A 25,788-nucleotide genomic window follows, 5' to 3' on the forward strand; every position below is an offset into this window, starting at 1 on the left:
ATGCGTCAGTAAAGGGATAGCCAGGAACATACAGGCCCGATCTTGAAAAACGGAAGCCGCTCGGGAACCGATGAAGTCGGCCATGTCCGCCGATATCGTTCCGTGACATAAGGTGGCTCTTGGAGTCCTTGGTGTCATTGGGGATGAAGTGTCGTGTTTCTGCAGCTAGGACTGATACCGCACCGGACGCGACTGGTGACGCGTGACCGGTCGATCGCTCTGGGTGTTCAGACTTATGTGACTCAGATCACAGCAACAAGATGGCACCGATTCGGCCGCCGCCACGTCTAACGGAACTCGAAAGGGGCCCCGACGGATCGTCGGAGCCCCTCTCGCCGTCTGGACCGGGCGGGTCAGCCCAGGCGCTGGCCTCCCGCGTACCTGTAGACGACATAGGTCGACAGGCTGAAGTACGGCGAGGAGATCAGGTCGTAGCGCTTGTTGGTGTCGGTGTCCCAGGCGAAGCTGTTGACGCCGTTGAGATAGCCGAGCGCGCGCCTGGTGTCGTAGCCGACCAGCCACGGTCCGCCGCTGGCGCCGGCGGTGAACCCGCACTTCAGTGCGATGCCGTATTCCACCAGGTAGGTCGGGGCCGTCCTCTTCTGGGTCAGCCCGTCGCACGACTTCAGCTCCTGGCCGTTGAAGGGCTTGGTGCCGTCGAGGTAGGGGGCGGCGGGGTAGCCGAAGGCGAAGGTGTACCTCCCGGAACCCCGTTTGAAGACCAGGCCCTGCCCTCCGACGTTGTCCTCCAGGCTGCCGACGCTCTCCATCTCGTGGGAACCGGCGGTCTTGCCCGGCTTCCACCGGAAACCCTCGTGCACGGTGACGAAGGCGTAGTCGTAGTCGTAGTCGCCCTTGCCGACGAAGCTCTCGTGCAGGTTGAGGGAGTGCCCCACGTAGATTCCGTACGGGGTGGCGCCCCTGTCGTAGCCCGGGATGAAGATCCAGTATTCGGCGGCCTTCGCCAGCTTGGCGTCGTAGGCGCAGTGCGCCGCCGTCGCGACCAGGCTCCGGTTGGCGGAGGCCACCGAGGAGGCGGAGCACCAGTAGTCCTTGTCGCCGATCCGGAAGAACACCTTCCCGACCGTGATGGGGGCGGGGCTGGCGGCCGCCGCCTTCTTCTTCGGCGACGTGGGCTCGATGACCGGAGAGGCGCCGGCGGTCGTCGTCGTGGTGGTCGTGGTGGTGGTCTGCTCTCCGGCCGCCGCGGCGGCGGTGGTGGCCTTACCCGTGCCGCTGGGAGTCGGCGAGACCGCGGGCGGGGTGGAACCGCCCTCGCTGGGCTTCACCCCGGGGACCGCCGGGCTGTTGTCCTGGGCCTGCTTGAGCCGCGCGGGGTTCCAGTAGTTCGCGATCCGCTTCATGTCCGCGCTGCTGCGGGTCAGCGTGATGGACGTGACGCCGTTCGGCACCCCGTCGTAGGGAGTGGCCTCCGCGTCCCCGGGGAAGGCGGACATCGCGGTCACACAGGCGGCGACCAGGGCGCCGAGCATGGCCGTGAGCCGCCGTGCGCGGGGGGACATGGAGACGTTCCTTCCAGGGGTCGGACCGGAGGAGGGGGTGTAAAGGGTGATTTTTCCAGATCAACTGGGTTTTGGGCAGCTCGGTATGCCGATCTGATTTGACATCGTCATCCCACCCAGCGTGCCCTCCGGCGTGTAAGAGCCTCGTGAAGACGGGGAAGGGCCCGGCGGTCACCAGGCCCTCCCCTCATCGGATCTCCGCTCCTCAGCCCGGGAGCTTCCCGGTCCAGCGGTTGGCGGCGGACTTGTAGATGCCGTAGGTCTCACCGTTGAAGTACGGGGTGGTGACCCGGTCGTAGCGGTCGTTGCCGTCGCTGTCGAGCGTGAGGCTCACGACGCCGTTGACGTATCCGGTCCGCTTGCTGTTCTTGTACTGCAGCAGGAAGGGGCTGCCGCTGGCGCCCGGGGTGAAGGCGCACTTGATGGCCTGGTGCTCCTGGGCGTTGTACTTCGGCACGTCCGGGGCGTTGCCGGTTTTGCCGTAGCACCACTTCATGGTGTGCCCGCTGTACGGCCGGTGGCCGTCCAGGTGGGCGTAGGCCGGGTAGCCGAAGGTGAAGACCTTCTTGCCCAGCTTCTGGTTCCAGCTGAAGCCCTGGCCGCCGACGTTGTCGCCGAGGCGGCCGGCGTCGGCCAGCGTGATCACGAAGTACCGGGTGTGGAAGTACAGCTCCTTCACCGTGGTCTTGACCCACTTCTTCACGAAGTACTGGGACTTGAACCAGGCGATCTCGGTGCCGTTGACGTCCTTGGTGGCCTCGAGCTTGCCGAGGAAGCCGCCGTCCGCCTTCTGCTTGACGAGCTTGTCGTACTCCTCCTTGCTGATCGGCGTCCTGACGGTCTTGCGCTCGAACTTGTTGCCGTTGTCCAGGCCCTTGGGCGCCTTGTTGTAGACGCTCTCGACGACTTCGACGGCCGTCAGCTTGACGCCGTTGCGGCCGGTGGCGACGTACTCCTCGATGTACTTCGCGGCGTCGGCCGGCTTGGCGACGTGCTCGACGGTCGGGTCGACCGCCTTCTTCCAGTACGGGCCGAGCTCGCCGTACTTCTCGTAGCCCTTCTCGAACTCGGCCTTGGAGATCGCCCGGTCCTCGGTGTACTTGAAGCCCTTGGCGGCCGTGTACGTGGACTTGCTGACCTCCTTGACGCCCGTCTGCTTGATGCCGTTGTAGACGTTGACGAACGCGTAGTCGTAGTCGTAGTCCTCGTAGACGTCGAAGTCGTGGTGCATGTTGACCCTGGCGCCGACGTAGATGCCCCAGGGGGCCTTGCCCTGGTAGTAGCCGGGGATGAACACGAAGTTGCTGAAGGGCTTGTTCGTGTCGGTGTCGTAGACGCAGTGGCCCGCGGTGGCGACCAGGTTGCGGTACTTCGACTGGATCGAGGTGCCGGAGCACCAGCGCTCCTGGCCCTTGTCGTCGAGGAAGAAGACCTTGCCGACGGTGATGGGCAGGTTGACGTTCCTCGACTTGCCGGCGGACTTGCCGCCCTCACCGGTCGGCGCGACGACGCCGGGCCTGCCGTCGGCGGAGGCCGTGGTGCCGCCCACCCTCAGCTTGCCGGTGGCGGTGGACTCGGCGAGGTAGGTCTTCGCCTCCTTCAGCTTGGAGGAGGTCCAGTAGCCCGCGATGGCCTGCGCGTTGGCTGATGGGGCGAGCGTCGCCGACTTCAGGTCGGGCTCGGCGTTGGCGGTGCCGGCGAAGGCGCCGCCGGCCACGGAGGTGGCCACGAGAGCACCTCCCAGAGGGAGGGCGAGGTGCTTGACTCGGGGGTTCACGGTAGCTCCTTCTTTGTCATGAGCGCTCGGGTGGCTCACGCGTACGTAAAGAGACAAGAGGAGACCGTACTCAGCAAAGATGGTGTAAAGGAGCAGTAATCCGGCATCGGTATGGACCGTTATGTTTTCGTTGCCGAATCGGCGGAACCGAAAGATCTCGGACGGCGTCAGAGATGATCCGGATCGGCGGTCGTGGGGAATGTCCATCGGGCAACCGCCCTGAGCTGCGAAGACGCTGGACCGCTCGCCGTCCGGACGGGGCGCCCCGGGGAAACGGCTGGAACCTTCCACATCCGGGGCCTTGCCGACCGGAGGGCAACTCATCAGCAGGTCCCCGGCGGATTCCCGTCAAGCGTCCCGCCGGGCGGCCCAGGGCGCCGGGACGCCGTCCGGCCGCCGCTCCGGGGATCACCACCTCCGCCGGGCCGCGGACCCGTGCTTCTCCGAGCGCGTGCAGCCGGAGGGACCCGGTCCGGGTGGACCGGGTCCCTCGTTCTCCTGCGGCGGCCGGTCGAACGGCCTGCCGGCCGGCCGCCGTGCGCCGTCCTCCGGAGGACGGCGCACGGGCTGTCCGGACGCCGTCCTGCGGGTGGGGCTACTTGGTCCAGCGGTTGGCCGCGACCTTGTAGACCTGGTAGGTCTCGCCGTTGAAGTACGGCGAGGAGATGCGGTCGTAGCGGTCGTTCTTGTCGGTGTCCCAGGCGACGCTGTTGACGCCGTTGAGGTAGCCGGTCCGCGTGGCGCTCTTGTACTTCAGCAGGAACGGGCCGCCGCTGGCGCCCGCGGTGAAGGCGCACCTGAAGCCGACGTGCTCCTGGATGTTGTACTTCGGCGCGGCGGGCATGGCGCCGGTGGTGCCGTAGCACCACTTCATCGTGCGCCCGGTGAACGGCTTGTCGCCGTCGGGGTGGGACCCGGCCGGGTAGCCGAAGGAGAAGACCTTGTTCTTCACCTTCTGGTTCCAGGCGAAGCCCTGGCCGCCGACGTTGTCACCGAGCCGGCCGACGTTCTTGACGATCGGCTGCCACTTGCCGTCCTTGTCCTTCTCCCAGTTCACCTTGAACCCGGAGTGGACGTTGACGAAGGCGTAGTCGTAGTCGTAGTCCTCCTTCACCACGAAGTCGTCGTGCGCGTTGAACCACTTGGCCGCGTAGATGCCGTACGGGTTCTTCCCGTCCCAGGCCTGGTTCCCGTCCCAGTAGGACGGGATGAAGATCCAGTTGTCGTAGAACTGATTGGTCTTCACGTCGTAGACGCAGTGCGCCGAGGTGGCGACCACGTTGCGGTACCTGCCCTGGACCGAGGTGCCGGAGCAGTACTTCCAGCTCTTCGGGTCCAGCGGGTTCGCCTTGGGCAGGGTGAAGAAGACCCGGCCGACCGTGTTGGGCAGGTTGACCTGCTTGCTCTTGGTGGTCGGGCCGCCTCCCGGACCGCTCGGCGGGACGGCCCCGGCCTTGCCGGTGGGCCCGGCCGCCGAGGAGGCCTTGCCGCCCCGGACGCTGAGGTCGACGTCGCCGGTGGCGTCGGTGGCCCTGCGCATGCGCTCCGGCGACCAGAAGGAGGTCGCCTCGGCCGGGGTCTCCGACGCGGTGGACGTCACCACGTCGGCGGGGGCGCCTGTCGTGACGGCGGTGGTGCCGGCCGCGGTTGCGGTGGTGCTCGCGGCGCTCGCGCCGGTGGAGGTGGCGCCCATCGCTCCGGCGACCAGGAGGAGGCCGGTGAGGGGGACGGTGAGGCGCCGTGCTCGGGGATTCAATGGAGCTCCTTTCGTCTTCGGCGGCGGGCGGGACTTCCCGTCGCCAGGAAAACGCTGGGAACGCTACTGAGTGGATCACGAGTTAGGCCATGAATTGACGGGAAAAAGTCTGGGACGGTTCCCCCCGATGCGATTCCGTTATTGAAATGCCGATTCGCTATCATTTAACGAATGGGCATCTCCGCAGGCGGGGGTCGCTGCGGGCGGATCGGAAAGACGTCTTCCGTACCACCTTCATCATCGATCGACGACCATTCCTCCGGTAACTCCGTGCACTTCGCCCTACCCAAACCGAATGACGTTCTGGTTTGATGTCCGTATGAGCGTGGACCCACGGACCCCCTGCCTCGTCGGTGTCGCCCAGCACACCGTCCGCGAGCAGCCGGGACCGGAGCCGCTGGACCTGTGGGAGCTGGTCGCCCGGAAGGCGGCCGCCGACGCGGGGGTTCCCGGCCTGCTGGAGCGGCTCGACTCGATCCAGGTCGTCTACACCGAGTCCTGGCAGTACGACGACCCGGCCGTCCGGCTCGCCGAGCGCCTCAAGGCCGCACCCCGCCACCGCGCCTACTCCACGGTGAGCGGTACGGCTCCGCAGACGCTCCTCGGTACGGCCGCCGCCGCGATCGCCGCCGGGGAGATGGACGCGGCCCTGGTCACCGGGGGCGAGGCGCTGGCGACCAGGAAGGCGCTGCGCAGGGCGGGGGGGCGCCCCGCGTGGAGCCACCGGGCCCATCCCAGGCCGCCCTACGGCTGGGAGCGCCCGCCGCACCCGGCCGAGCTGGCCCACGAGCTCTTCCTGCCCGTGCACACCTACGCGATCATGGAGACCGCGCGCCGGGCCGCCGCCGGGGAGTCCGCCGGGGACGAGCGGGAGGCCCGGGGCAGGATGATGGCTCCGATGACCCGGGTCGCCGCGGCCAACCCGCACGCCTGGCACCGGCGGACGTGGACGCCGGAGGAGCTCGTCACCCCGGGTCCGGACAACCGCGTCGTCGGCTGGCCGTACACCAAGCGGACCGTCGCGTTCATGGACGTCGACCAGGCCGCTGCCGTGATCATGGTGAGCTCGGGGCTCGCCGACCGGCTCGGGATCGACCGCGACCGCCGCGTCCACCTGCGGGGCTGGGCGTACGCCGAGGACACCTGGGAGGTGGCGGCCCGGCCTGCCCTGGGGGAGTCCCCGGCGATGGCGGCCGCGGCCCGGCACGCCCTGGACCGGGCAGGCACGGACCTGGACGGGATCGGCGCGCTGGACCTCTACAGCTGCTTCGCGGTCGCCCTCCGTACGGCCTGCACCGCGACGGGCCTGGACCCGCTGGACGGGCGGGGGCTGACGGTCACCGGCGGCCTGCCGTACGCCGGGGCTCCGGTCAGCGTCTACGTGCTGCACTCCACCGCGGCGATGGCCGAGCGGCTGCGGGAGGGGGCGGGGGCGCAGGGGCACGGCCTGGTCACCGGGGTGGGGATGCACCTGACCAAGCACACCTGGGCCGTCTGGTCCACCGAGCCGGGCGACGCCTTCCGGGAGGGGCGGGGCGACGGGCTCGCGGCGCTGCGCGGGGCGGGCGGGCCGGTGCACGTCGCCGAGCCCGTGCCGATCGCCGACGTCTTCGAGGGGACGGGGACCGTCGCGGGCTACACCGTCGCGCACGGCAGGGACGGCGCGGCCGAGCGCGGGATCGTGGTCGTGGACCTGCCGGGCGGCGCGCGCACGCACGCCCTCGTCCGCGACCCCGGGCTGGTCGCCGAGGCCGAGGCCGCCGAACTCGTCGGCCGGGAGGTCCGCCTGGTCCCCGACGGGCCGGTGAACGTCGCCACCTGGTGAGGAGACGGGAGCCGCGGGCCGGGAGCACAGGCGCGGGGACACGGTGCGGGGCGCGGGAGCCGTCCGGCCGGGGACGGTGAGGAGACGGGCGGGAGTGCGGGGTGGGGGCGTGGCCGGGCGGAGCCGGGAGCGTAGGGTGCGGCCATGTTCGCCGTAACCGCAACCCAGACCGATCCCGACAACCCCCTCGCCGGGCTGACGCTCGGCGAGCGCCCCGAGCCGGAGGTCCCCGACGGCTGGACCACCGTCACCGTGAAGGCCGCCGCCCTCAACCACCACGACCTGTGGACGCTCAAGGGCGTGGGCATCCGGCAGGAGCGGCTGCCCGTCGTGCTCGGCTGCGACGCCGCCGGACTCGACGAGGACGGCAACGAGGTCATCGTGCACTCCGTGATCGGTTCGGGGGCCGACGAGACGCTCGACCCGAAGCGGTCGCTGCTCTCGGAGGTGCACGACGGAACCTTCGCCGAGCGGGTCGCCGTGCCCCGGCGGAACCTGGTGCCCAAGCCCGCCGCGCTCGGCTTCGAGGAGGCGGCCTGCCTGCCCACCGCGTGGCTGACCGCCTACCGGATGCTGTTCGACCGGGCGGGGCTGGAGCCCGGCTCGACCGTGCTGGTCCAGGGGGCGGGCGGCGGCGTGGCCACCGCGCTGATCGCGCTGGGCCGGGCCGGCGGCTACCGGGTCTGGGCCACCAGCCGGTCGGAGGCCAAGCGGGCCCGCGCCTTGGAGCTCGGCGCCGACCAGGTCTTCGAGCCCGGCGCCCGGCTGCCCGAGCGGGTGGACGCGGTCATGGAGACCGTGGGCCAGGCGACCTGGGACCACTCGCTCAAGTCACTGCGTCCCGGCGGCCGGATCGTGGTCTCCGGCGCGACCAGCGGCGCCGTGCCCCCGGCCGACCTGAACCGGGTCTTCTTCCTGCAGCTGTCGGTGGTCGGCTCGACCATGGGCAGCCGGGACCAGCTCGCCCGGCTGGCCCGGTTCCTGGAGCAGACCGGCACCCGTCCGCTGATCGACCGGGTGCTCCCGCTGGCGCAGGCCCGCGAGGGCTTCGCGGCCATGCACGGGGGCGAGGTCTTCGGGAAGATCGTCTTCACTCCCTGAACGGGCCGGAGGCACCGGGCGCACGAGGCCCGCCGGGTGCAGGGAGCACACCGTGCACTCCGGGTGCGTCGCGTGTGCGGTGCACGCCGTGCACTCCGAGTGCGCCGTGCACGCCGCGTGCGCCGCGTGTGCCGCGTGCGCCGAGGGCGCCGAGGGCGGCGGCCCCGCCCGGAGGAGGGGCGGGGCCGCCCGCATCAGGAGGATCACCGCAGGGCGTCCCGGATCCGGCGGGCCGCGTCGTAGAGCGCGTCCTGCGCCGCGGCCAGCGTCTCCTCGGTGACCTGCCGGCCCGCGGCGTCCCCGCGGACCTCCTCGGCGAACTCGGCGAGCAGCTGCCCGAGCCGGTCGTCGCCGGCGGAGGAGCCGGGCCCGGTGAAGCCGGTGGCCCAGATGCGCTTCCACTCCCGCTGCCAGCGCTCGGTCTCGTGCTTCCACTCGTGCTTGTGCCGCTGCCACTCGGCCTTCTGCTCCCGCCAGGCCTCGCGCTGCTCCCGCTTGGCCCGCCGGAACTCGTCCTTGGCCGAGTGCTCCTCCTGCTTGGCGCTCTGCCGCACGTCGCGGGCCATCTGGGTGAGCTCCTCGCGCAGCGACCGGACCGTGTCGCGCACGTCCTCCTTGACCTCGCGGGCGATGTCGCGGACGGAGTCGGAGATCTCCTGCTCCAGCTCGGCCAGCTCGTCCATCCTGGCCTCCAGCTCGGCGCGGCCCGCCTCGGTGAGGGTGAAGACCTTCTTGCCGGCCACGACCTCGTGGGTGACCAGGCCCTCCTCCTCCAGCCGGGCCAGGCGCGGGTAGATCGTGCCGGGCGAGGGGGAGTAGACGCCGAGGAAGCGGTCCTGCAGCAGCCGGATCACCTCGTAGCCGTGGCGCGGACTCTCCTGGAGCAGTTTGAGCAGGTAGAGGCGGAGCCGCCCGTGGCCGAAGACGGGGCTCACGACGCCCTCCCGCCCTGAGCCGTGCCGGAGGCGCGACCGGTGTCGAACGAGCCGTTCACGAAGGGTCTCCCTTCAGGAGAGTGACGTCGGCGGAGAGGGTGGTGGCCGACAGGGAGGCCATGCCCCCGCCGATCCGGCCGGTGAGCGCCTTCCTGCCGGGCTGGTCCACCCGGTCGAGCTCGGAGAAGGCGCTGCCGACCCGGCCGGAGGTGGAGCGGATCGCCACGTCGGCCTCCACCGAGTGCGGGAGCCGTACCACGACCTCGCCGGAGACGCTGTTCAGCGTGACGTGGCCGGTCGGCGGGAGCTCCAGGTCGGCGGTGATCCGGCCGGAGACGGTGCCGGCCTTCAGCCGGCGGGGCCTGCCCCGGGCGACGGTCAGGTCACCCGAGACGCTCTTGAACGACAGGTCGCCGACCAGGCCGCGGCTCTCCACGGGGCCGGAGACGGTGTCGGCGTGGATCTCGCCGCTCACCCCGTCGAGCACGACCTCGCCGGAGACGCTCTTGACCGCGGTGCGGGCCTCGAAGCCGGCCACGACGGCCGAGGCGGAGACCACCCCGGCGCTGACCGGGCAGTCCTTCGGCACGGTGAGCGTCAGCACGCTCTCCCGGCGGCCGGGGCGGAGCCAGCTGAGCAGCCCGTCCCAGGTGAGGTCCTTGTAGGAGACGGTGAGCGTGCCGTCGTCGTCGTGCGTCACGATCAGCGGGATGTCGCCCACGGAGGTGACCTCCAGCGCGGGCGGGCCGTCGCTGGCCAGCACCGCCAGCCTGCCCGCCACGATCCACACGTTCAGCCCGCTCACCGCGCCGAACGTGATCTGCTCGGGTTTCCCGATCGTCCATTCACACATGTCTGCGACCTCCTTGTATGAGACACGATATGTCGCGTCACTCGGGAGGTCAAGATATATCGTGTTTTATCCACCGGGAGCCGGTCCGCCCCGGGCGGTTCCTGTGCCGTCGGCCGTTCCCGTGCCGTCCGTCCTCGCCGTCGGCCGTCTCCCGCCGCTACTCGTCCTCGTCGTCCAGCCGGGCCAGCCAGGTGGCCAGCCGGTCCACCGGGATCTCGAACTCGGGGTTGAGGTCCACGAACTCGCGCAGCCGCTCGGCCAGCCAGCCGATGCCGACCTCCTCCTCGCCGCGGCGGGTGACGAGCTCCTCGATGCCCCGGTCGGTGAAGTACATCGTTTCCCTCCTGATAGCGGGAGGTCCCCCACAGCCGTGCTGTGGGGGACCTCCCGGGTGGACTCCGAAGATCCGGGCCGGGACCGCCGTCGCGGCCCCGGCGCCCGGATCAGGCGTAGACCTCCGACAGCATCTGGCGCAGCTCCACCTCGTGCGTGGAGTGCGACCCGGTGGCCGGGGACGAGTTGGCCTTGCGGGAGACCCGCTTGATCGGCCGCCCGCCGAACACGCGGGGGTTCTCGGCCAGCTTGAGCGTCAGGAACGGCCACGGCCCCATGTTGGCCGGCTCGTCCTGCGCCCAGATCAGCTCGACGTCGCCGTAGCGGTCCAGCTCCGTCGTCAGCGGGTTCGCCGGGAACGGGTAGAGCCGCTCCAGGCGGACGATCGCCACGTCGGTACGGCCCTGCGCCTCGCGGGCCGCGGCCAGGTCGTAGTAGATCTTGCCGGAGCAGAGCACGACCCTGCGCACGCCCGCCGGGTCCACCGTGGTGTCACCGATGACCGGCTTGAACGAGCCCGACGTGAAGTCGGAGACCGGCGAGACCGCCGCCTTGTGCCGCAGCAGCGACTTGGGCGTGAAGACCACCAGCGGCCGGTGCCGGTTCGACTTCGTCTGCCAGCGCAGCAGATGGAAGTAGTTGGCCGGCAGGGTCGGCTGGGCCACGGTCATGTTGTCCTGGGCGCACATCTGCAGGAAGCGCTCGATGCGGGCCGAGGAGTGGTCGGGGCCCTGGCCCTCGTAGCCGTGCGGCAGCAGCAGGGTCACGCCGGAGCGCTGGCCCCACTTCTGCTCGCCCGCGGTGATGTACTCGTCGATGACCGACTGGGCGCCGTTGACGAAGTCGCCGAACTGCGCCTCCCAGCAGACCAGGGCCTCGGGGCGCTCCACGCTGTAGCCGTACTCGAAGCCGAGCGCGGCGTACTCGCTGAGCAGCGAGTCGTAGACGTAGAACTTGGTGGTGCCCTCGTTGAACGTCTTGAGCGGGGTGTGCTCCTCGCCCGTGACGCGGTCCACGAGCACCGCGTGCCGCTGCACGAAGGTGCCGCGCCGGGAGTCCTGGCCCACCAGGCGGACCGGGTGGCCGTCGATCAGCAGCGAGCCGAAGGCCAGGGTCTCGCCCATGCCCCAGTCGATGCGGTCCTCGGCGACCATCTGGCCGCGGCGCTGGATGACCGGGAGCAGGCGCGGGTGGACGGTGAAGCCCTCCGGCAGGTTGAGCTGGGTGTCGACGATCCGCTTGACGGTCTCCTCGGAGACGCCCGTCGGGGTGTCCTCGTGCGACCAGGGGATGGCCTCCAGGTCGGCGGGGCGGGCGAACTCGCCCGTCTGCTCCCTGGTCGCCTCGCGGGTCTCGGCGAAGGCGTTCTCCAGCTTGGCCTGGTAGTCGCGGAGCGCGCCCTCGGCCTCCTCCACCGTGATGTCGCCCCGGCCGATCAGCGCCTCGGTGTAGAGCTTGCGGGTGGAGCGCTTGGCGTCGATCAGGTCGTACATCAGCGGCTGGGTGAAGCTGGGGTTGTCGGCCTCGTTGTGGCCCCGGCGCCGGTAGCAGATGAGGTCGATCACGACGTCCTTGCGGAACGCCTGGCGGTACTCGAAGGCCAGGCGGCCGACCCGGACCACGGCCTCGGGGTCGTCCCCGTTGACGTGGAAGATCGGGGCCTGGATCATCCGGGCGACGTCGGTGGCGTACACGCTGGAGCGGGAGCTCGCCGGGCTGGTGGTGAAGCCGACCTGGTTGTTGACCACGATGTGCACGGTGCCGCCGGTGCGGTAGCCGCGCAGTTGGGACAGGTTCAGCGTCTCGGCCACCACGCCCTGGCCGGCGAAGGCGGCGTCGCCGTGGACGAGCAGCGGCAGGACGCTGAAGCCCTCCTCGCCGCGCTCCAGCAGGTCCTGCTTGGCGCGGACGATGCCCTCCAGGACCGGGTCGACCGTCTCCAGGTGGGAGGGGTTGGCCACGACCGAGGCCTTGATCTTGGAGCCGTCGGGCGAGACGAAGTCGCCGGTGGCGCCCAGGTGGTACTTCACGTCGCCGGAGCCGTGCGAGGTGCGCGGGTCGATGTTGCCCTCGAACTCGCCGAAGATCTGCCCGTAGGACTTGCCGACGATGTTGGCCAGCACGTTGAGGCGGCCGCGGTGGGCCATGCCGATGACGGCCTCGTCCAGGCTGTCCTGGGCGGCGGCGCAGAGCACCGAGTCGACCAGCGGGATCAGCGACTCGCCGCCCTCCAGCGAGAAGCGCTTCTGGCCGACGAACTTGGTCTGCAGGAACGTCTCGAACGCCTCGGCGGTGTTGAGCCGCTCCAGGACGCGCAGCTGCTCCTCGCGCGCGGGCTTGTCGTACGGCCGCTCCACCCGCGCCTGGATCCAGGCCCGCTCCTCGGGGTTCTGGATGTGCATGTACTCGACGCCGATGGTGCGGCAGTAGGAGTCGCGCAGCACGCCGAGGATGTCGCGGAGCTTCATCAGCGGCTTGCCGCCGAAGCCGCCGGTGGCGAACTCGCGCTCCAGGTCCCACAGGGTCAGCCCGTGCGACTTGATGTCGAGGTCGGGGTGCTTGCGCTGCTTGTACTCCAGCGGGTCGGTGTCGGCCATGAGGTGGCCGCGGACCCGGTAGGCGTGGATCAGCTCCAGCACGCGGGCGGACTTGGCCACGTCGTCGTCGTGCGTGGTCGAGATGTCGCGGACCCAGCGGACCGGCTCGTAGGGGATCCGGAGGGCTTCGAAGATCTCGTCGTAGAAGCCGTCCTCGCCCAGGAGCAGGCGGTGGATCTGGCGCAGGAAGTCGCCCGACTGGGCGCCCTGGATGATCCGGTGGTCGTAGGTGCTGGTGAGCGTCATGATCTTGCTCACCGCCAGGCGGGAGAGCGTGTCGGGGGAGGCGCCCTGGTACTCGGCGGGGTACTCCATCGCGCCGACGCCGATGATCGTGCCCTGGCCGGGCATCAGGCGCGGCACCGAGTGCACGGTGCCGATGGTGCCCGGGTTGGTCAGCGAGATCGTCGTGCCCGCGAAGTCGTCGACGCCGAGCTTGCCGCTCCTGGCCTTGCGCACGATGTCCTCGTACGCCGTCCAGAACTGGCGGAAGTCCATCTGCTCGCAGGCCTTGATCGACGGCACCAGGAGCTGGCGGGTGTCGCCCTTCTGGATGTCGATGGCCAGGCCCAGGTTGACGTGCTCGGGCTTGACCAGCACCGGCTTGCCGTCGACCTCGGTGTAGGAGTGGTTCATCTCCGGCAGGACCGCGAGGGCCTTGACGACGGCGAACCCGATGAGGTGCGTGAACGACACCTTGCCGCCGCGGCCGCGGGACAGGTGGTTGTTGATCACGATGCGGTTGTCGATGAGCAGCTTCGCCGGGACGGCGCGTACGCTGGTGGCCGTCGGGACTACGAGGCTGGCCTCCATGTTCAGCGCGGTCCTGGCGGCCGCGCCACGGAGTCGGACTTCCTCGGCACCGGCGGGCAACTGCGTCTCCTGCTTGGGCTTGTCCGCCGGGGCCGCCGGGGCCTTCGGCGCTGTGGGGGTGGTTGTCGCGGCGGCCGGGGTGGCCGGGGCCGTGGCGGGGGTCGGGGGAGCGGCCGCGGCCGTTCCCTGGGCCGCGGCTCTGCCGGACCCGGAATCAGGGGTGTAGTCAGCGAAGAAGTTCCACCAGGCGCGGTCCACGGACTCGGGATCCTGGAGGTACTTCTGGTACAGCTCGTCGACAAGCCATTCGTTCTGACCGAAGGCTGCCAGCGGGTTTGTCCGCGACGACTCAGACGACACGGCGGAAATCGCCCTCTTCCGCAGATCGGCGTTGATGATAAGAGAACCTGTCCAAGGCTACTCTCCTGGGCATGGGCCCGCGCCAATCTGGCCGCAGCTCCCGGAACGATCCTCTCAGAACAGCTGAAAGCGGTCACGTTCGGGGGGTCTGACCGGAGGGTGTGAGTAGGGTCACCCTCCCGCCGGGCGTGTCAGGCGGTGACGAGGCGCGTCTCGACGTGCAGACCGGGGGTGATCTCCTCCAGCAGGACGGTCAGCTCGTTCCCTGCGGCCTGGAGCTCCTCCAGTGACATGGGGTCCAGCCGCTCCAGCAGGAACAGGGCGTCGGAGGTCTCCTCGGTGATCCGGGTCCGCACGCACTGCCGCCAGTTCCACCGCCGGCAGGTGACGCCCAGGTCGTCCCGCCAGACCACCTCGCCGATCTCCGGGTGGTCGATCGCGGGCTCGCCTTTCTCGACGACCTCGAACGGCTCGTCCCCGGCCGCCCGCACCAGCCTGGCGGTGCCCGCGTAGCGGGCCAGGTCCTCGCCGCCGATCGGCAGACCGTGGCCGACGCTGACCGCGTTGTAGGCGTCCACCACCAGGTTGATCTCCGGTAGCGGCATCCGCCGGACCAGCGCGTCCACCGACGGCCGGGTCCGCTGCGGCTTGGCGCCGAACGCCCGGTAGGCGTCCCGCCACGCCTCGACCCTCGGGTCGTCCGGCGTCACCGCCCGGTCGGCCGCCTCGGCCAGCCAGGCCCGGGACCTGTCGTCGGTCGGGCCGTTGCGCAGGCCGTACACCGCCATGGCCAGCACCGCGAAGTCCGGCCTGAGCTCGGCGACGGCCGGATCCACCCAGATGTCCTCGATCACGTCCGCCAGTTTAGGACTCCTGCGGGTCCGGGACGTGCCCGCCCGCTCGCGGTGCGGCCGGACGGCTTCAGGACGCCGGAGCGGCCGCCGCGCGCGGCGTCGTGTTCCCGTCGTTCATGTTCCCGTCGTCCGTGTCCGCGCTGGTCGTGTCTCCTTCGTCTCCGCCGGTCGTGTCCGCACGGCCCGCCTCCCCGCCGGTCGCGGGCGGGCCGGCGAGGCGGCGTGTCGCGTACTGCGCGAGCCGGCCGTGCAGCGCCGCCGTCACCGCGAAGGCCACGATCAGCCCCGCGACGACCGAGAGCCGCTCCTCGTCCGCCAGCAGCAGCATCTTGGCGTCGGCGAGCCCGTTCCGGGCGGAGCCCCACCCGGTCAGCGCCACCGTCACCCACCGTCCCGCACGCCTGACCGCGGGACGCGCGGTCGCGGTCGCGGCGGCCGGTACGGCGAGCACGGCGAAGGCGACGAGCACCGCCGCGGTTCCCCCCGCGGAGAAGGAGGTCGGCATGTCGACGGCGAGCAGGATGGTGCGCATCAGCAGCCGGGCCGCGACGCCGACGACCAGACCCGCGACCAGTGCCCCGCCCAGCACGGCCGCGGCCGCCCGCACGGCCCTGAGCCACTTCCTGCTTTCCTGCATGGGATCCTCCTGTTTGGTGATAGAAGGAGGGTTATAGAGGCTTATGTCCGAGCGGAGCAACGGCGGACGGGTCCCGGAATCCAGTCGTTACGAGGCTGGATGCCAGTGAGTGCGACCTACCGGGCGTCGTTCGGCCGATCGCCGCCGGGAGAGCCGCAGGTTCAGGGAGACGCGAGGGCGAACTGCGCCCACACGGCGTGGCCGACGGCTTGGGTGCCCCGGTAGCCGACTGTCGTCCGGGAGATGCAGGAGGGTGAGACCGGGCGCCGCAGGCTGGCACGCGTCATCGACGCGCTGAGAGATCGCGACCTGCTCGAACAGGCCCAGGAGGCCGCCCGGGAATCGGAGGACCTCGTTGAGTACGGTGACGACGAGCTGACAGAGCTTCTCCGTCAGTGAGCAGGGGAAACCGACGATCCGGCGGCCGTGAGGAGCGATCGAAGTTCACCGTCCTGGTTCCCAGGAGCGTCGATGCGGTCGTACGCGACGCGGGAACCCCCCGACGGGTGCGAGAGGCATTCGTCCAGGTGTATCGAGAGGTGGGACGGCGGGGGTGCGCCGCCGCGCACTACCGTCTGTCCGGTCCGGGAAACTGGCCGCGGTTCTGCGTGATCCGGCTGTCCGACGGGTGATCGACCAGATGGTGCGGCGAAGGTTCTGAGCCAGAGAAGAGCGGTCGCCGGACCGGGCTGCCACCGGTCACTGTACTTCCCGTCGTAGGACGGGCCTTCCGGGGAACGGGCAGGGCGGCCGCCGGAGGAGTGCGGCCGCCCTGGTCTCGGGGGGCGTCCGCCCGGCGGGGTTCCGCCGGGCGGGAGGGGGGGACTACCGGGCGAGGGTCCCGTTGAGGATGAAGCGCTCCGGCTTGGGGTTGGGGCCGGGCGCGTCGGCGCCGATGAAGCCGACGGTGACCGAGCGGCCGGGCTTGATCACGCGGTTCCACTCCAGGTTCTTCGCGGTCACCGTCGCGCCGTCCTGGGACAGCTCGGCGTTCCAGTGCCGGCGCACCTGCTGGCCGCCGAGGAAGGCCCACTTCAGGGTCCAGCCCTCGATCGGCTCGTCACCGGTGTTGGTGATGGTGATCTGGGTGTTGAACCCGTCGGGCCACTGGCCGTGGTTGGTGTAGGTCACCTTGACGTCGCCCGACGGGACGGGGTCGGCGAGGAAGGAGGCGATCCAGGAGAGCGGGGAGTTCCAGTTGATGGTCAGCTCGTTGGTGGACCACGACTCGATGTCGTCGAGGTAGCAGAACTGCGGCTTGCAGCCCTGGAGCTTGGCCTGGGCGACCGGATCCTGGATGGCGGAGTTCGGGCCGCCCGACAGGGTGCCCTTCGGCGGGTTCGGCAGGTCGGGGTTGAGCTGGCGGGCGTACCAGCGGCTGTGCTGGTTCTTCGAGGCGACCTCGCCGTAGCCGGTGACGTAGGACTGGTTGAGCGCGTTGCGGCCCAGGATGTAGTCCATGCCCTCCAGCACGGCCTCGCGGTATTTCGCCTCACCGCTGATGTCGTGCGCCACGGCCATCACGACCATGTTGTTCAGGATGAGGTTGTTGGAGCCCCAGTCGAAGTCCGGCGGGTTGTACGGCAGGCCGTACGCGCTGGCCTTCTGCACCGCCAGGTACTTGTCCGCGCCCTCCAGCACCGAGGCGCGCACCCGGGCGCGGTCGGGCAACGCGTTGGGCACGACGGCGAGCTGGAGCCTGCCGAGCTGGGCGGTGTTGCCCCAGTCGAAGCCCCGGTCGCGCCAGATGTCGGCGGTGTGGTGCGGGGAGGCCAGCACGAAGTCCCTGAACTCCTTGTCGCCGGTGGTGATGTAGAGCTCGGCGGCGGCCCAGTAGAACTCGTCGGTCACGTCGTTGTCGGGGTAGGCGCCGCCGCCGGTGCCGTCGGCCGGGTCGGCGTAGCGGGCGGGGTCGGCCTTGGCCGCCGCCCACGCCTTCTTGGCCGCCGCGAGGTTCTTCGCGGCGAACGCGGCGTCGTACGGCGCGAAGAGCCGGGCCGCCTGGGCGGCGGTGGCCGCCAGGTTGAGGGTGGCGGCGGTGGAGACGGGGTGCAGCTCGCGCTTCTGCGGGTCGAGGTGCGGCAGGAGCGGCAGACCGGTCCAGGCCGCGTCGTGGATCTTGTGGTGCACCATTCCGGCGTGCGGTTTTCCGTCCGGGACCTGCATGCTGAGCAGGAACTCCTGCTCCCAGCGGGCCTCGTCGAGGATGTCCGGCACGCCGTTGCCGCTCTCGGGGATGTCCAGGTCCCCGTCGCCGTGGGTGCCGTCGGCCTTGGCCCGCTCGAAGGTGGACATGATCTGGTGCACGGAGATGCCGCCGTTGACGACGTACTTGCCGTGGTCGCCCGCGTCGTACCAGCCGCCCCGGACGTCGAGGGTGTAGTCGCACACGCCGGCCTGGCAGGGCACCTGCGTGTCGCCCTGGTTCGGGGCGGTGCCCAGGTGGCCGGCGGGCCTACCGTACCCGGGGCGCAGGCCGTCGAGGATCTCGATGCCGCTGCGCTGGGTGTAGTAGAACTTCAGCGCGTCGGTCTTCAGGTCGTCGTAGAGGTCGGCGGCGATGTCGAACGGGCGGCTGGTCTCACCGTCGGCGGTGAGCGTGTAGCCGGTGCCGGCGGCCTCCACCGAGCCGAAGTCGATCGAGTGCACGTTCTGGCCGGAGCTCGCGTCCACGCCGCGCGGCACGGTCTCGCCCTTGGCGACCGTCTGGCCGTCGCGCTCCAGCTTCCAGTCGACGGCCTCGGTCTTCTCGGTGACCAGGGTGGCGTTCTTCGGACCGGACGGCAGGTAACCGACCATGTTCACCCGGACGCGGGGCCCGGTGTCGGGGGTGTAGACGTCGGGTTCGGCTCCGCCCTTGAGCGAGACGTTGTCCACGCAGAACCTCCAGGGGGTCGCGCTGCCGCCGACCTGGAAGGCCACCTGGGCGTTCGGCAGGTCCACGGGCGCGGTGAACGTGTACGAGTAGTCGTTGCCGGACACGCTCAGCTCGGGGTTGACCGCCAGGAACTGCGTCCACGGATCCACCGGGAGCTGGACCAGGGCCTTGGCGACCCTGCCGGGGGACGCGACGCCGTGGAACGAGAACTCATAGGTCTCGTCCTTGACCAGGGGGATGTCGTTCTGGCCGATGATGACGTCCCACGGGTTGGCGGTCTCGCCGGGGATGTCGGCGCAGAGCCGTCCGTCGTCGAGCTCGAGCGTGGTGTTGGCGGTGCTCCACCAGGGAGCGGTGCCGGTGTCGAAGGTGCCGTTGACGATCTGCTCGGGCCCTTCGGCGGCGGCGGTCGCGGAGACCGGCGCCAGTGCGACCGCGGCCAGCGCGGTGGAGAGGCAGAGAGTGAGCCAGGCGGGGGGTCTGATCACGGAGGGAGTCCTTCGGGAAGGGTGGCGCGACCGTGTGGGAGCGCTCCCACGTGTGGAGTCCACCGATTGTTTCCAGGCGGTTTCCGCCCCGTCAACGGAGCGGCGCCGCGATCTCCCGGCTGACCGGCCCGATGTCCGGTTTGCCCGATGAAACTTTCACGGACGGCGCCCGCCGCCGCACCCCGCCGACCCGTCCGCCGTGAGCGGTGCGGGGTGGGGTGGGGGACCCGGTGGGGTCCGGCGGTTCAGGGTGCGGGTCCGGACGATGCCGGAGGGCGGTGGCGGCTCAGGGCGCGGTCCAGTCGATGTCGGGGCCCTGCGGCACGATCCCGGTCGGATTGATGTTGGTCTGCGTCACGTAGTAGTGCCGCTTGATGTGGTCGAAGTCGGTGGTGTCGCGGAAGGCCGGGATCGCGTACAGGCGGCGCGCGTAGGCCCACAGCGCCGGGTGGTCGACCAGGCGGCGGATCGCGCACTTGAAGTGGGAGTGGTAGACCGCGTCGAAGCGGGCCAGCGTGGTGTAGGTCCGCACGTCGCTCTCGGTCAGCGCCTCGCCGTGCAGGTACGGCCGGCCGTCCGACAGCCGCTCCTCCAGCATGCCGAGCGTGGCGAAGACGCCGGTGACCGCCTCGTCGTAGGCCTCCTGCGAGGTGGCGAAGCCCGCCTTGTAGACGCCGTTGTTGAGCCCGTGGAAGACGACGTCGTTCAGCGCGTCGATCTGTCCGCGCAGCGGCTCCGGGTAGAGCTCGGGCGCGCCCTCGGCGTGCCAGGGCGCGAAGGCGGTCTCCAGGGTGAGCGTGATCTGCGGGTAGTCGTTGGTGACCAGGCGCCCCGCCGTACGGTCCCAGACGCAGGGCACGGTGTGGCGGCCCCGGTATCCGGGGTCGCTCGCCAGGTAGAGCTCGGAGAGGAACTCGGCCCCGGTGACCGGGTCGCCGCCGGGCACGCGCCAGCCGCGCTCGTCCCTGATCGGGTCCACGATCGTCACGCCGACGACGTCCTGGAGGCCGAGCAACTCGCGGACGATGAGCGCGCGCTGCGCCCACGGGCAGGCGTAGGAGGCGTAGATCTGGTAGCGGCCGGGCTCGGGCGGGTGCTCGCCGCCCTCCTCGATCCGGGCGGTGAAGCGGTTGGGCTGGCGGACGAACCGCCCGTCGGCAGATGTCTCACGTTCCAGCTTCATGGTTCCGACCGTACGGGGCCCGCCGCTTCCGCCCGCGAGGGGCCCCGCTTAGAACATAATTCGGTTCAGCGGGCACAATCGGGGGCGACGAAGGGAGATCGGCGATGACCATGGTGACGCCGGCCAGCGAGGCGCAGCGGGACGCGTGGCGGAGCAAGGCGCTGCCGGAGGTGGAGCGGGTCCGGCCGGGGCTGTGGTCGATCCCGGTGCCGCTGCCCATCCCGCTGCGCTACGTGCTGGTCTACGCGCTGGAGCTGCCCGGCGGGGTGGCGCTCGTGGACGCGGGCTGGAACACCGACGAGGCGTACGGCGCGCTGGCCGCCGGGCTGAAGGTCGCCGGATACGAGATGACCGACGTCAGGGCGGTGCTGGTCACCCACATCCATCCCGACCACTACGGCCTGGCCGGGCGGATCCGGGAGGTGTCCGGGGCCTGGATCGGGTTGCACCCGGCGGACGCGCGCCTGATCCACGGCCGCTACGACTCCGAGGCCGTCGACGCGCTGGTGGAGCAGGAGCGGGCGCTGCTGGAGCGCTCCGGGGTGCCCGCGGAGACCCTGGACGAGCTGGCCGGCGCCTCGCTGATGATCCGGCAGTTCGTGACCATGGCCGGACCCGACCGGTTGATCGAGGACGGCGACCGCCTCGACCTGCCCGGCTGGGACCTGCACGCGATCTGGACGCCCGGCCACTCGCCGGGGCACCTGTGCTTCGCCGAGCGGGAGCGGCGGCTGCTGTTCTCCGGCGACCACGTGCTCGCGAAGATCACCCCGATCGTGGCCGTGCACGCGCAGTCCGTGCCCAACCCGCTGGCCGACTACCTCGACTCGCTGGCGGCCGTGCGCAAGCTGGACGTGGACGAGGTGCTGCCCGCGCACGAGTACCGGTTCCTGGAGCTGGCCGAGCGGGTCGACCGCGTGACGGGCCACCACGAGGAGCGGCTGGCCGAGATCGAGGCGCTGGTCGGCGCGACCGGCGGGGGCGTCACCTGCTGGGCCGCGGCCACCCGGCTGACCTGGTCGCGGCCGTGGGAGACCATCCCGCCGCACATGCGCCGGGCGGCCAACAACGAGACCCTGGCCCACCTGGTCTGGCTGGAGGCGCGGGGCCGCCTGCGCCGCGTCCCCGGCGGCCCGGACGAGCCCGAGCTCTGGTATCCCGCCTGATCCGCCCCCTGCCCCGGGGCGGGCGGTCGTCGGGCCGGTCGAGCCCGGCCCGTGGCCGATCCGCTTCCCGCCCCGGGGGCCGGGAGGGCCGAGCAGCCGTGACACACGCCGTGCACGCCGGACCCGCTCCCCGCCCCGGGGGCCGGGGCTCCCCGCGGACCTCCGCGGCGATCCCCGGCGGCGGCCCTGCGGGGGTCCGCTCGCCCATTTCCATGTAAAGTAAGTAGGAAATGTTGACTTAGTGCTCCGAGGTGCGTACCTTCATGGGCATGGGCCTTTACCTGACCCGGTGCGCACACGTGGACTTCTGCCGCGTCGTCAGCGCCCAGTGTCTGTGATCACGAGCTGACGCGAGTCCCGTCCCCGGCACGGCCGCCGCTGCCCGTGCCCTCCCTCATGACGTGAGCCCTCCGGCGTGCACCGCCCGGCGCGAGCATGCCCAGATTCCGCAAGGACCCAATCCCCGTGATCAGAACCAGGCACGTCCTCCTATCCGTACTGCTGACCGGCTCCCTGACCGCCTGCTCCGCCGCCTCCGGGGCCACCGGGAACGGCGGTGAGGTGACCGAGATCCGCTACCAGGGCTGGGTCGGCCAGGTCACCTACCCCGAGCTCGCCGAGAGCCTGGGCTACCTCGGAGACCTCAAGCTGAAGTGGGTCGGCAACACGATCTCCGGCCCGCAGGACATCCAGGCGACCGCGACCGGCCAGGTCGACGCCGGCGGCGCCTTCAACGGCGCGATCGTCAAGCTCCGGGCCGGCGGCGCCCGGGTCAAGGCGGTGGTCGGCTACTACGGCGTCGACAAGGAGGCCTACACCGGCTTCTACGTGCTGGACGGCAGCACCGTCACGACACCGCGCGACCTGCTCGGCAAGAAGATCGGCGTCAACACCCTCGGCGCGCACAGCGAGGCCGTCACCAAGGAGTACCTCAAGCGGGGCGGCCTCACTCCGGAGGAGGTCGACAAGGTCGAGCTGGTCGTCGTGCCGCCGGTCAACACCGAGCAGGCGCTGCGGCAGAAGCAGATCGACGTCGCCTCGCTCAGCGGCATCCTCCGCGACAAGGCGCTGTCGCGCGGCGGGATCCACCCGCTCTACACCGACGTCGACCTCTTCGGGCCGTTCACCGCGGGCAGCTTCGTGCTCCGCGAGGACTTCATCGCGGAGAACCCGAACGCCACGAAGAAGTTCGTGGACGCCTTCGCCAGGGCGGTCGGGTGGACGCAGTCGCGCCCGAGGGAGGAGGTGGTCGCCAAGTACAAGGAGATCATCGCCAAGCGCGGGCGGAACGAGGACGCCTCGGCCATCGACTTCTGGAAGAGCAGCGGGGTGGCCGGCAAGGGCGGGGTGATCGCCGACCGGGAGTTCCAGACCTGGATCGACTGGCTGGAGCGCGAGGGCGACGTCAAGCCCGGCCAGGTCAAGGTGTCCGACATCTACACCAACGAGTTCAACCCCTTCAGGCCCGGGAGCACCTCGTGAACCGGGACCTCGACCGGCGGCGTGCCCGGACGGCGCAGCAGGAGGAACGATGACCGTCACCCCGACCCTGACCGAGACCCGGACGCACGGCCGGGCGGAGAACCCGACGGAGGACCCGGCGGAGAACCGGGCGGAGGTCCAGGCGAAGATCGGCATTCGCGACGTCGGCAAGGTCTTCCGGATCCGCGGGGCCGACCGGCCCTTCACCGCGGTCGACGGCGTCGACCTGGACGTGCGGGACGGGGAGTTCCTCACCCTGGTCGGCCCGAGCGGCTGCGGGAAGTCCACCCTGCTCGACCTGATCGCCGGCCTCACCGCCCCGACCACCGGCCGGATCCTCATCGACGGCCGGGCCGTCACCGGCCCCGGCCTGGACCGTGGGATCGTCTTCCAGCAGTACGCCCTGTTCCCGTGGCGCACCGCCCTGGCCAACATCGAGTTCGGCCTGGAGGCGAAGGCCGTACCGAAGAAGGAGCGCCGGGAGCGGGCGCGGCACTACCTGGACCTGGTCGGGCTGACCGGGTTCGAGCACCGCTACCCGCACGAGCTGTCCGGCGGCATGCGCCAGCGGGTGGCGATCGCCCGCAGCCTCGCCTTCGACCCGGACGTGCTGCTGATGGACGAGCCGTTCGCCGCGCTCGACGCGCAGACCAGGGAGTCGCTCCAGGAGGAGCTGCTGCGCATCTGGGAGAAGACGAGCAAGACCATCGTGTTCATCACCCACGGCATCGACGAGGCCGTCTACCTCGGTCAGCGGGTCGCGGTGATGACGTCCCGGCCGGGCCGGATCAAGAAGGTCATCGACATCGAGTTCGACTCGCGCGAGGGCGACCTGCGCGCGGACCCGCGCTTCGGCGCCTACCGGCACGAGATCTGGACCCTGCTGCGCGACGAGGTCGCCGCGGCCCAGGAACAGGAGCGGACCATTGGCTGACACGCTCGCCGTCCCCGGCGGCTCGGGCGCCCGGACCCTCGCCGCAGGCGACCCGGAGGAGGCGGCCGGCGCCGCAACCGGAACCGGCCCCCCCGGTCCCGCCCCCGCGTCCACGCGGGGGGACGCGCCCACCGCCGACGACCGGGCGACCAACTTCTTCAGGGTCGCCGCCGGGACGCGCTTCCCGGCGCTGGCGCGGCCGGCGTTGCTGCTGCGCCGGACCGCGGCCCTGGCCCTGCTCGCCGCGCTCTGGGAGGTGCTGCCCCGGATCGGCGTGGTGGACCGGGTGTTCGCCCCGCCGCTGTCGGAGGTCCTGGTCGCCTGGTACGACCTGCTGGTCGGCGGGCAGCTCGTCGAGCACTTCCAGGCGTCCCTGATCAGGTCGCTGTCGGGCTTCGCCCTGGCCATCGCGCTGACCATCCCGCTCGGCCTGGCGATCGGCTGGTACCGGCCGGTCGCCGACTTCCTCAGCCCGGTGCTGGAGCTGTTCCGCAACACCTCGGCCGTCGCCCTGCTGCCCGTCTTCATCCTGATCTTCGGCCTGGGCGAGCCATCGAAGATCATCTTCGTGTTCTACGCCTGCGCCTGGCCGATCCTGCTCAACACCATCAGCGGCGTGCGGACCGTGGAACCGCTGCTGGTCAAGTCGGCCCGGTCCATGGGACTCGGCCCCTTCCGCCTCTTCCAGAAGGTCATCCTGCCCGCCGCGGTGCCGACCGTCTTCACCGGCATCCGGCTGGCCGGGGCCTACTCGATCCTCGTGCTGCTGTTCGCCGAGATGGTGGGGGCCAAGGCCGGTCTCGGCTACCTCATCCAGGACGCCCAGTTCAGTTTCCGCATCCCCGACATGTACGCCGGGATCATCACCATCTCCGTGCTCGGCCTGCTGTTCAACCTGCTGCTCGTCACCGTGGAGCGCCGCTTCTCGACGTGGAGGACCACCTCATGACCGCCCGCAAGCTGCACCTGAACGCCTTCCTGATGGGCGTCGGCCACCACGAGGCCGCCTGGCGGCACCCGCGGACCGAGCCCTCCCACCTCACCGACGTCCGGCACTACCAGCGGCTCGCCCTGGCCGCCGAGCGGGGCAGGCTCGACTCGGTCTTCCTGGCCGACGGCCTGGCCCTGCAGGGCGACGTCCGGCACAACGCGCTCGGCGGGCTCGAACCCCTCACCCTGCTGTCCGCGCTGGCCGCCGTCACCGACCACGTCGGCCTGATCGCGACCGTCTCCACCACCTACAACGAGCCGTTCCACGTGGCCCGCAAGTTCGCCTCGCTGGACCACATCAGCGGCGGCCGGGCCGGGTGGAACATCGTCACCTCCGCCGGTGAGGCCGAGGCGCACAACTTCGGGATCGAGCGCCCCGCGCACGCCGAGCGCTACGCCAGGGCGGCGGAGTTCCTGGAGGTCGTCACCGGGCTCTGGGACAGCTGGGAGGACGACGCGATCCTGGGCGACCGCCGGAGCGGGCGGTACGCCGACACCGGCAGGATCCACCCCCTCGACCACGTCGGCGCCCACTTCCGGGTGCGCGGCCCGCTGAACACCTCCCGCCCCCCGCAGGGCCACCCCCTGCTGGTCCAGGCCGGGTCGTCGGAGGGCGGCAAGGAGTTCGCCGCCCGCTTCGCCGAGGCGGTCTTCACCGCCCAGCGGACCCTCGCCGAGGGCCGGGAGTTCTACGCCGACCTCAAGGGCCGCCTGGCCCGGTACGGCAGGCACGAGGACGAGCTGCTGGTCCTGCCCGGTATCTCCCCGATCATCGGCTCCACCGAGCGGGAGGCGCTCCGCCTGGAACGCGAGCTGGAGGAGCTCATCATCCCGGCGTACGGCCTCAGCCAGCTCTCCCACATGGTGGGCATCGAGCTGACGGAGGACGCGCTGGACCGGCCGCTGCCCGAGGTCTCCGCCGAGACGGAGGGGGCGCAGAGCCGCCGCAGGCTCGTCATCGACCTCGCCCGCCGGGAGCGGCTGACGGTGCGGCAGCTCCTCGGCCGCCTGGCGGGCGGGCGGGGGCACCGGGTCGTGGCCGGGACCCCGGAGCGGATCGCCGACGAGATCCAGACCTGGTTCGAGGGCGGCGCGGCCGACGGCTTCAACATCATGCCGCCCCTCCTCCCGAGCGGCCTGGAGGACTTCGTCGACCACGTCGTCCCGGTGCTGCAGGCCCGCGGCCTGTTCCGCACCGAGTACGAGGGCCGGACCCTGCGGGAGAACTACGGGTTGGAGCGCCCCGCCTCCCGCCACGCGCGGAAGGTCGCGGTGGCCTCGTGAGCGCGCCGCGGGACGACGG

General features: G+C 70.8%; 19 protein-coding genes. 8 read left to right on the forward strand and 11 right to left on the reverse strand.

What is annotated here, in order from left to right; all coding sequences use genetic code 11:
* Positions 1-353: 353 nt before the first annotated feature.
* From IEZ07_RS03120 to IEZ07_RS03130, 3 genes are all read right to left on the reverse strand, one after another.
* A complete protein-coding gene (locus tag IEZ07_RS03120; protein ID WP_191893413.1) occupies positions 354-1,523 on the reverse strand; it encodes a trypsin-like serine peptidase in 1,170 nt (389 codons plus the stop codon).
* A gap of 205 nt (positions 1,524-1,728) precedes the next feature.
* Entirely contained in the window at positions 1,729-3,300 is a 1,572-nt protein-coding gene (locus tag IEZ07_RS03125) for a trypsin-like serine peptidase (protein WP_191893414.1), read from the reverse strand.
* Positions 3,301-3,895: 595 nt separating this feature from the next.
* On the reverse strand, positions 3,896-5,056 hold the full coding sequence (locus IEZ07_RS03130) for a trypsin-like serine peptidase (RefSeq protein ID WP_191893415.1): 1,161 nt from the start codon (positions 5,054-5,056) through the stop codon (positions 3,896-3,898).
* A 319-nt stretch (positions 5,057-5,375) separates the two neighbouring features.
* Here IEZ07_RS03130 and IEZ07_RS03135 point away from each other — a divergent pair, with 319 nt between their 5' ends.
* Together IEZ07_RS03135 and IEZ07_RS03140 are read left to right on the forward strand one after the other, a co-directional pair.
* On the forward strand, positions 5,376-6,881 hold the full coding sequence (locus IEZ07_RS03135; RefSeq protein WP_191893416.1) for an acetyl-CoA acetyltransferase: 1,506 nt from the start codon (positions 5,376-5,378) through the stop codon (positions 6,879-6,881).
* A 144-nt stretch (positions 6,882-7,025) separates the two neighbouring features.
* The gene (locus tag IEZ07_RS03140; RefSeq protein ID WP_191893417.1) at positions 7,026-7,982 is read left to right on the forward strand and encodes a zinc-binding dehydrogenase; all 957 of its coding nucleotides are present in this window, start codon (positions 7,026-7,028) and stop codon (positions 7,980-7,982) included.
* Between the two features lie 203 nt (positions 7,983-8,185).
* On the opposite strand, the gene IEZ07_RS03145 is transcribed toward IEZ07_RS03140, so the two are convergent.
* The 6 genes from IEZ07_RS03145 to IEZ07_RS03170 form a co-directional block, all read right to left on the reverse strand.
* On the reverse strand, positions 8,186-8,917 hold the full coding sequence (locus IEZ07_RS03145) for a PadR family transcriptional regulator (protein ID WP_191893418.1): 732 nt from the start codon (positions 8,915-8,917) through the stop codon (positions 8,186-8,188).
* A 55-nt stretch (positions 8,918-8,972) separates the two neighbouring features.
* On the reverse strand, positions 8,973-9,770 hold the full coding sequence (locus IEZ07_RS03150) for a DUF4097 family beta strand repeat-containing protein (protein WP_191893419.1): 798 nt from the start codon (positions 9,768-9,770) through the stop codon (positions 8,973-8,975).
* Between the two features lie 157 nt (positions 9,771-9,927).
* A complete protein-coding gene (locus IEZ07_RS03155; RefSeq protein WP_189238156.1) occupies positions 9,928-10,104 on the reverse strand; it encodes a DUF6104 family protein in 177 nt (58 codons plus the stop codon).
* A gap of 109 nt (positions 10,105-10,213) precedes the next feature.
* Positions 10,214-13,873 carry a multifunctional oxoglutarate decarboxylase/oxoglutarate dehydrogenase thiamine pyrophosphate-binding subunit/dihydrolipoyllysine-residue succinyltransferase subunit gene (locus IEZ07_RS03160; RefSeq protein WP_191893420.1) on the reverse strand — a complete coding sequence of 1,220 codons (3,660 nt, stop codon included), beginning with the start codon at positions 13,871-13,873 and terminating at the stop codon, positions 10,214-10,216.
* A 191-nt stretch (positions 13,874-14,064) separates the two neighbouring features.
* Positions 14,065-14,727, reverse strand: a complete 663-nt coding sequence (locus tag IEZ07_RS03165; protein WP_191893421.1) for a B3/B4 domain-containing protein — start codon at positions 14,725-14,727, stop codon at positions 14,065-14,067.
* A 67-nt stretch (positions 14,728-14,794) separates the two neighbouring features.
* Positions 14,795-15,364: a hypothetical protein gene (locus tag IEZ07_RS03170; RefSeq protein ID WP_191893422.1), complete on the reverse strand. Its 570-nt coding sequence runs from the start codon at positions 15,362-15,364 to the stop codon at positions 14,795-14,797.
* Positions 15,365-15,607: 243 nt separating this feature from the next.
* On the opposite strand from IEZ07_RS03170, the gene IEZ07_RS03175 reads away from it, so the two are divergent.
* Positions 15,608-15,763 (forward strand): hypothetical protein, encoded by a 156-nt coding sequence (locus IEZ07_RS03175; RefSeq protein ID WP_191893423.1) that lies wholly within the window; start codon positions 15,608-15,610, stop codon positions 15,761-15,763.
* A gap of 426 nt (positions 15,764-16,189) precedes the next feature.
* Here IEZ07_RS03175 and IEZ07_RS03180 read toward each other — a convergent pair whose 3' ends face one another.
* On the reverse strand, positions 16,190-18,730 hold the full coding sequence (locus IEZ07_RS03180; protein ID WP_191893424.1) for a glycoside hydrolase family 9 protein: 2,541 nt from the start codon (positions 18,728-18,730) through the stop codon (positions 16,190-16,192).
* A 286-nt stretch (positions 18,731-19,016) separates the two neighbouring features.
* On the reverse strand, positions 19,017-19,913 hold the full coding sequence (locus IEZ07_RS03185; protein ID WP_191893425.1) for a glutathione S-transferase family protein: 897 nt from the start codon (positions 19,911-19,913) through the stop codon (positions 19,017-19,019).
* A gap of 104 nt (positions 19,914-20,017) precedes the next feature.
* Here IEZ07_RS03185 and IEZ07_RS03190 point away from each other — a divergent pair, with 104 nt between their 5' ends.
* From IEZ07_RS03190 to IEZ07_RS03210, 5 genes are all read left to right on the forward strand, one after another.
* On the forward strand, positions 20,018-21,079 hold the full coding sequence (locus IEZ07_RS03190) for an MBL fold metallo-hydrolase (protein WP_239319498.1): 1,062 nt from the start codon (positions 20,018-20,020) through the stop codon (positions 21,077-21,079).
* Positions 21,080-21,544: 465 nt separating this feature from the next.
* A complete protein-coding gene (locus IEZ07_RS03195; RefSeq protein ID WP_204054266.1) occupies positions 21,545-22,561 on the forward strand; it encodes an ABC transporter substrate-binding protein in 1,017 nt (338 codons plus the stop codon).
* A gap of 49 nt (positions 22,562-22,610) precedes the next feature.
* Positions 22,611-23,495, forward strand: a complete 885-nt coding sequence (locus tag IEZ07_RS03200) for an ABC transporter ATP-binding protein (RefSeq protein WP_191893427.1) — start codon at positions 22,611-22,613, stop codon at positions 23,493-23,495.
* The gene (locus IEZ07_RS03205) at positions 23,488-24,444 is read left to right on the forward strand and encodes an ABC transporter permease (RefSeq protein ID WP_239319495.1); all 957 of its coding nucleotides are present in this window, start codon (positions 23,488-23,490) and stop codon (positions 24,442-24,444) included. The genes IEZ07_RS03200 and IEZ07_RS03205 overlap by 8 nt, the downstream gene beginning before the upstream one ends.
* Positions 24,441-25,769, forward strand: a complete 1,329-nt coding sequence (locus IEZ07_RS03210) for an LLM class flavin-dependent oxidoreductase (protein ID WP_191893428.1) — start codon at positions 24,441-24,443, stop codon at positions 25,767-25,769. Before IEZ07_RS03205 ends, IEZ07_RS03210 begins: the two co-directional genes overlap by 4 nt.
* Positions 25,770-25,788: the final 19 nt, after the last annotated feature.

This window comes from Planomonospora parontospora (assembly GCA_014647935.1).
Classification (GTDB): Bacteria; Actinomycetota; Actinomycetes; order Streptosporangiales; family Streptosporangiaceae; genus Planomonospora; species Planomonospora parontospora.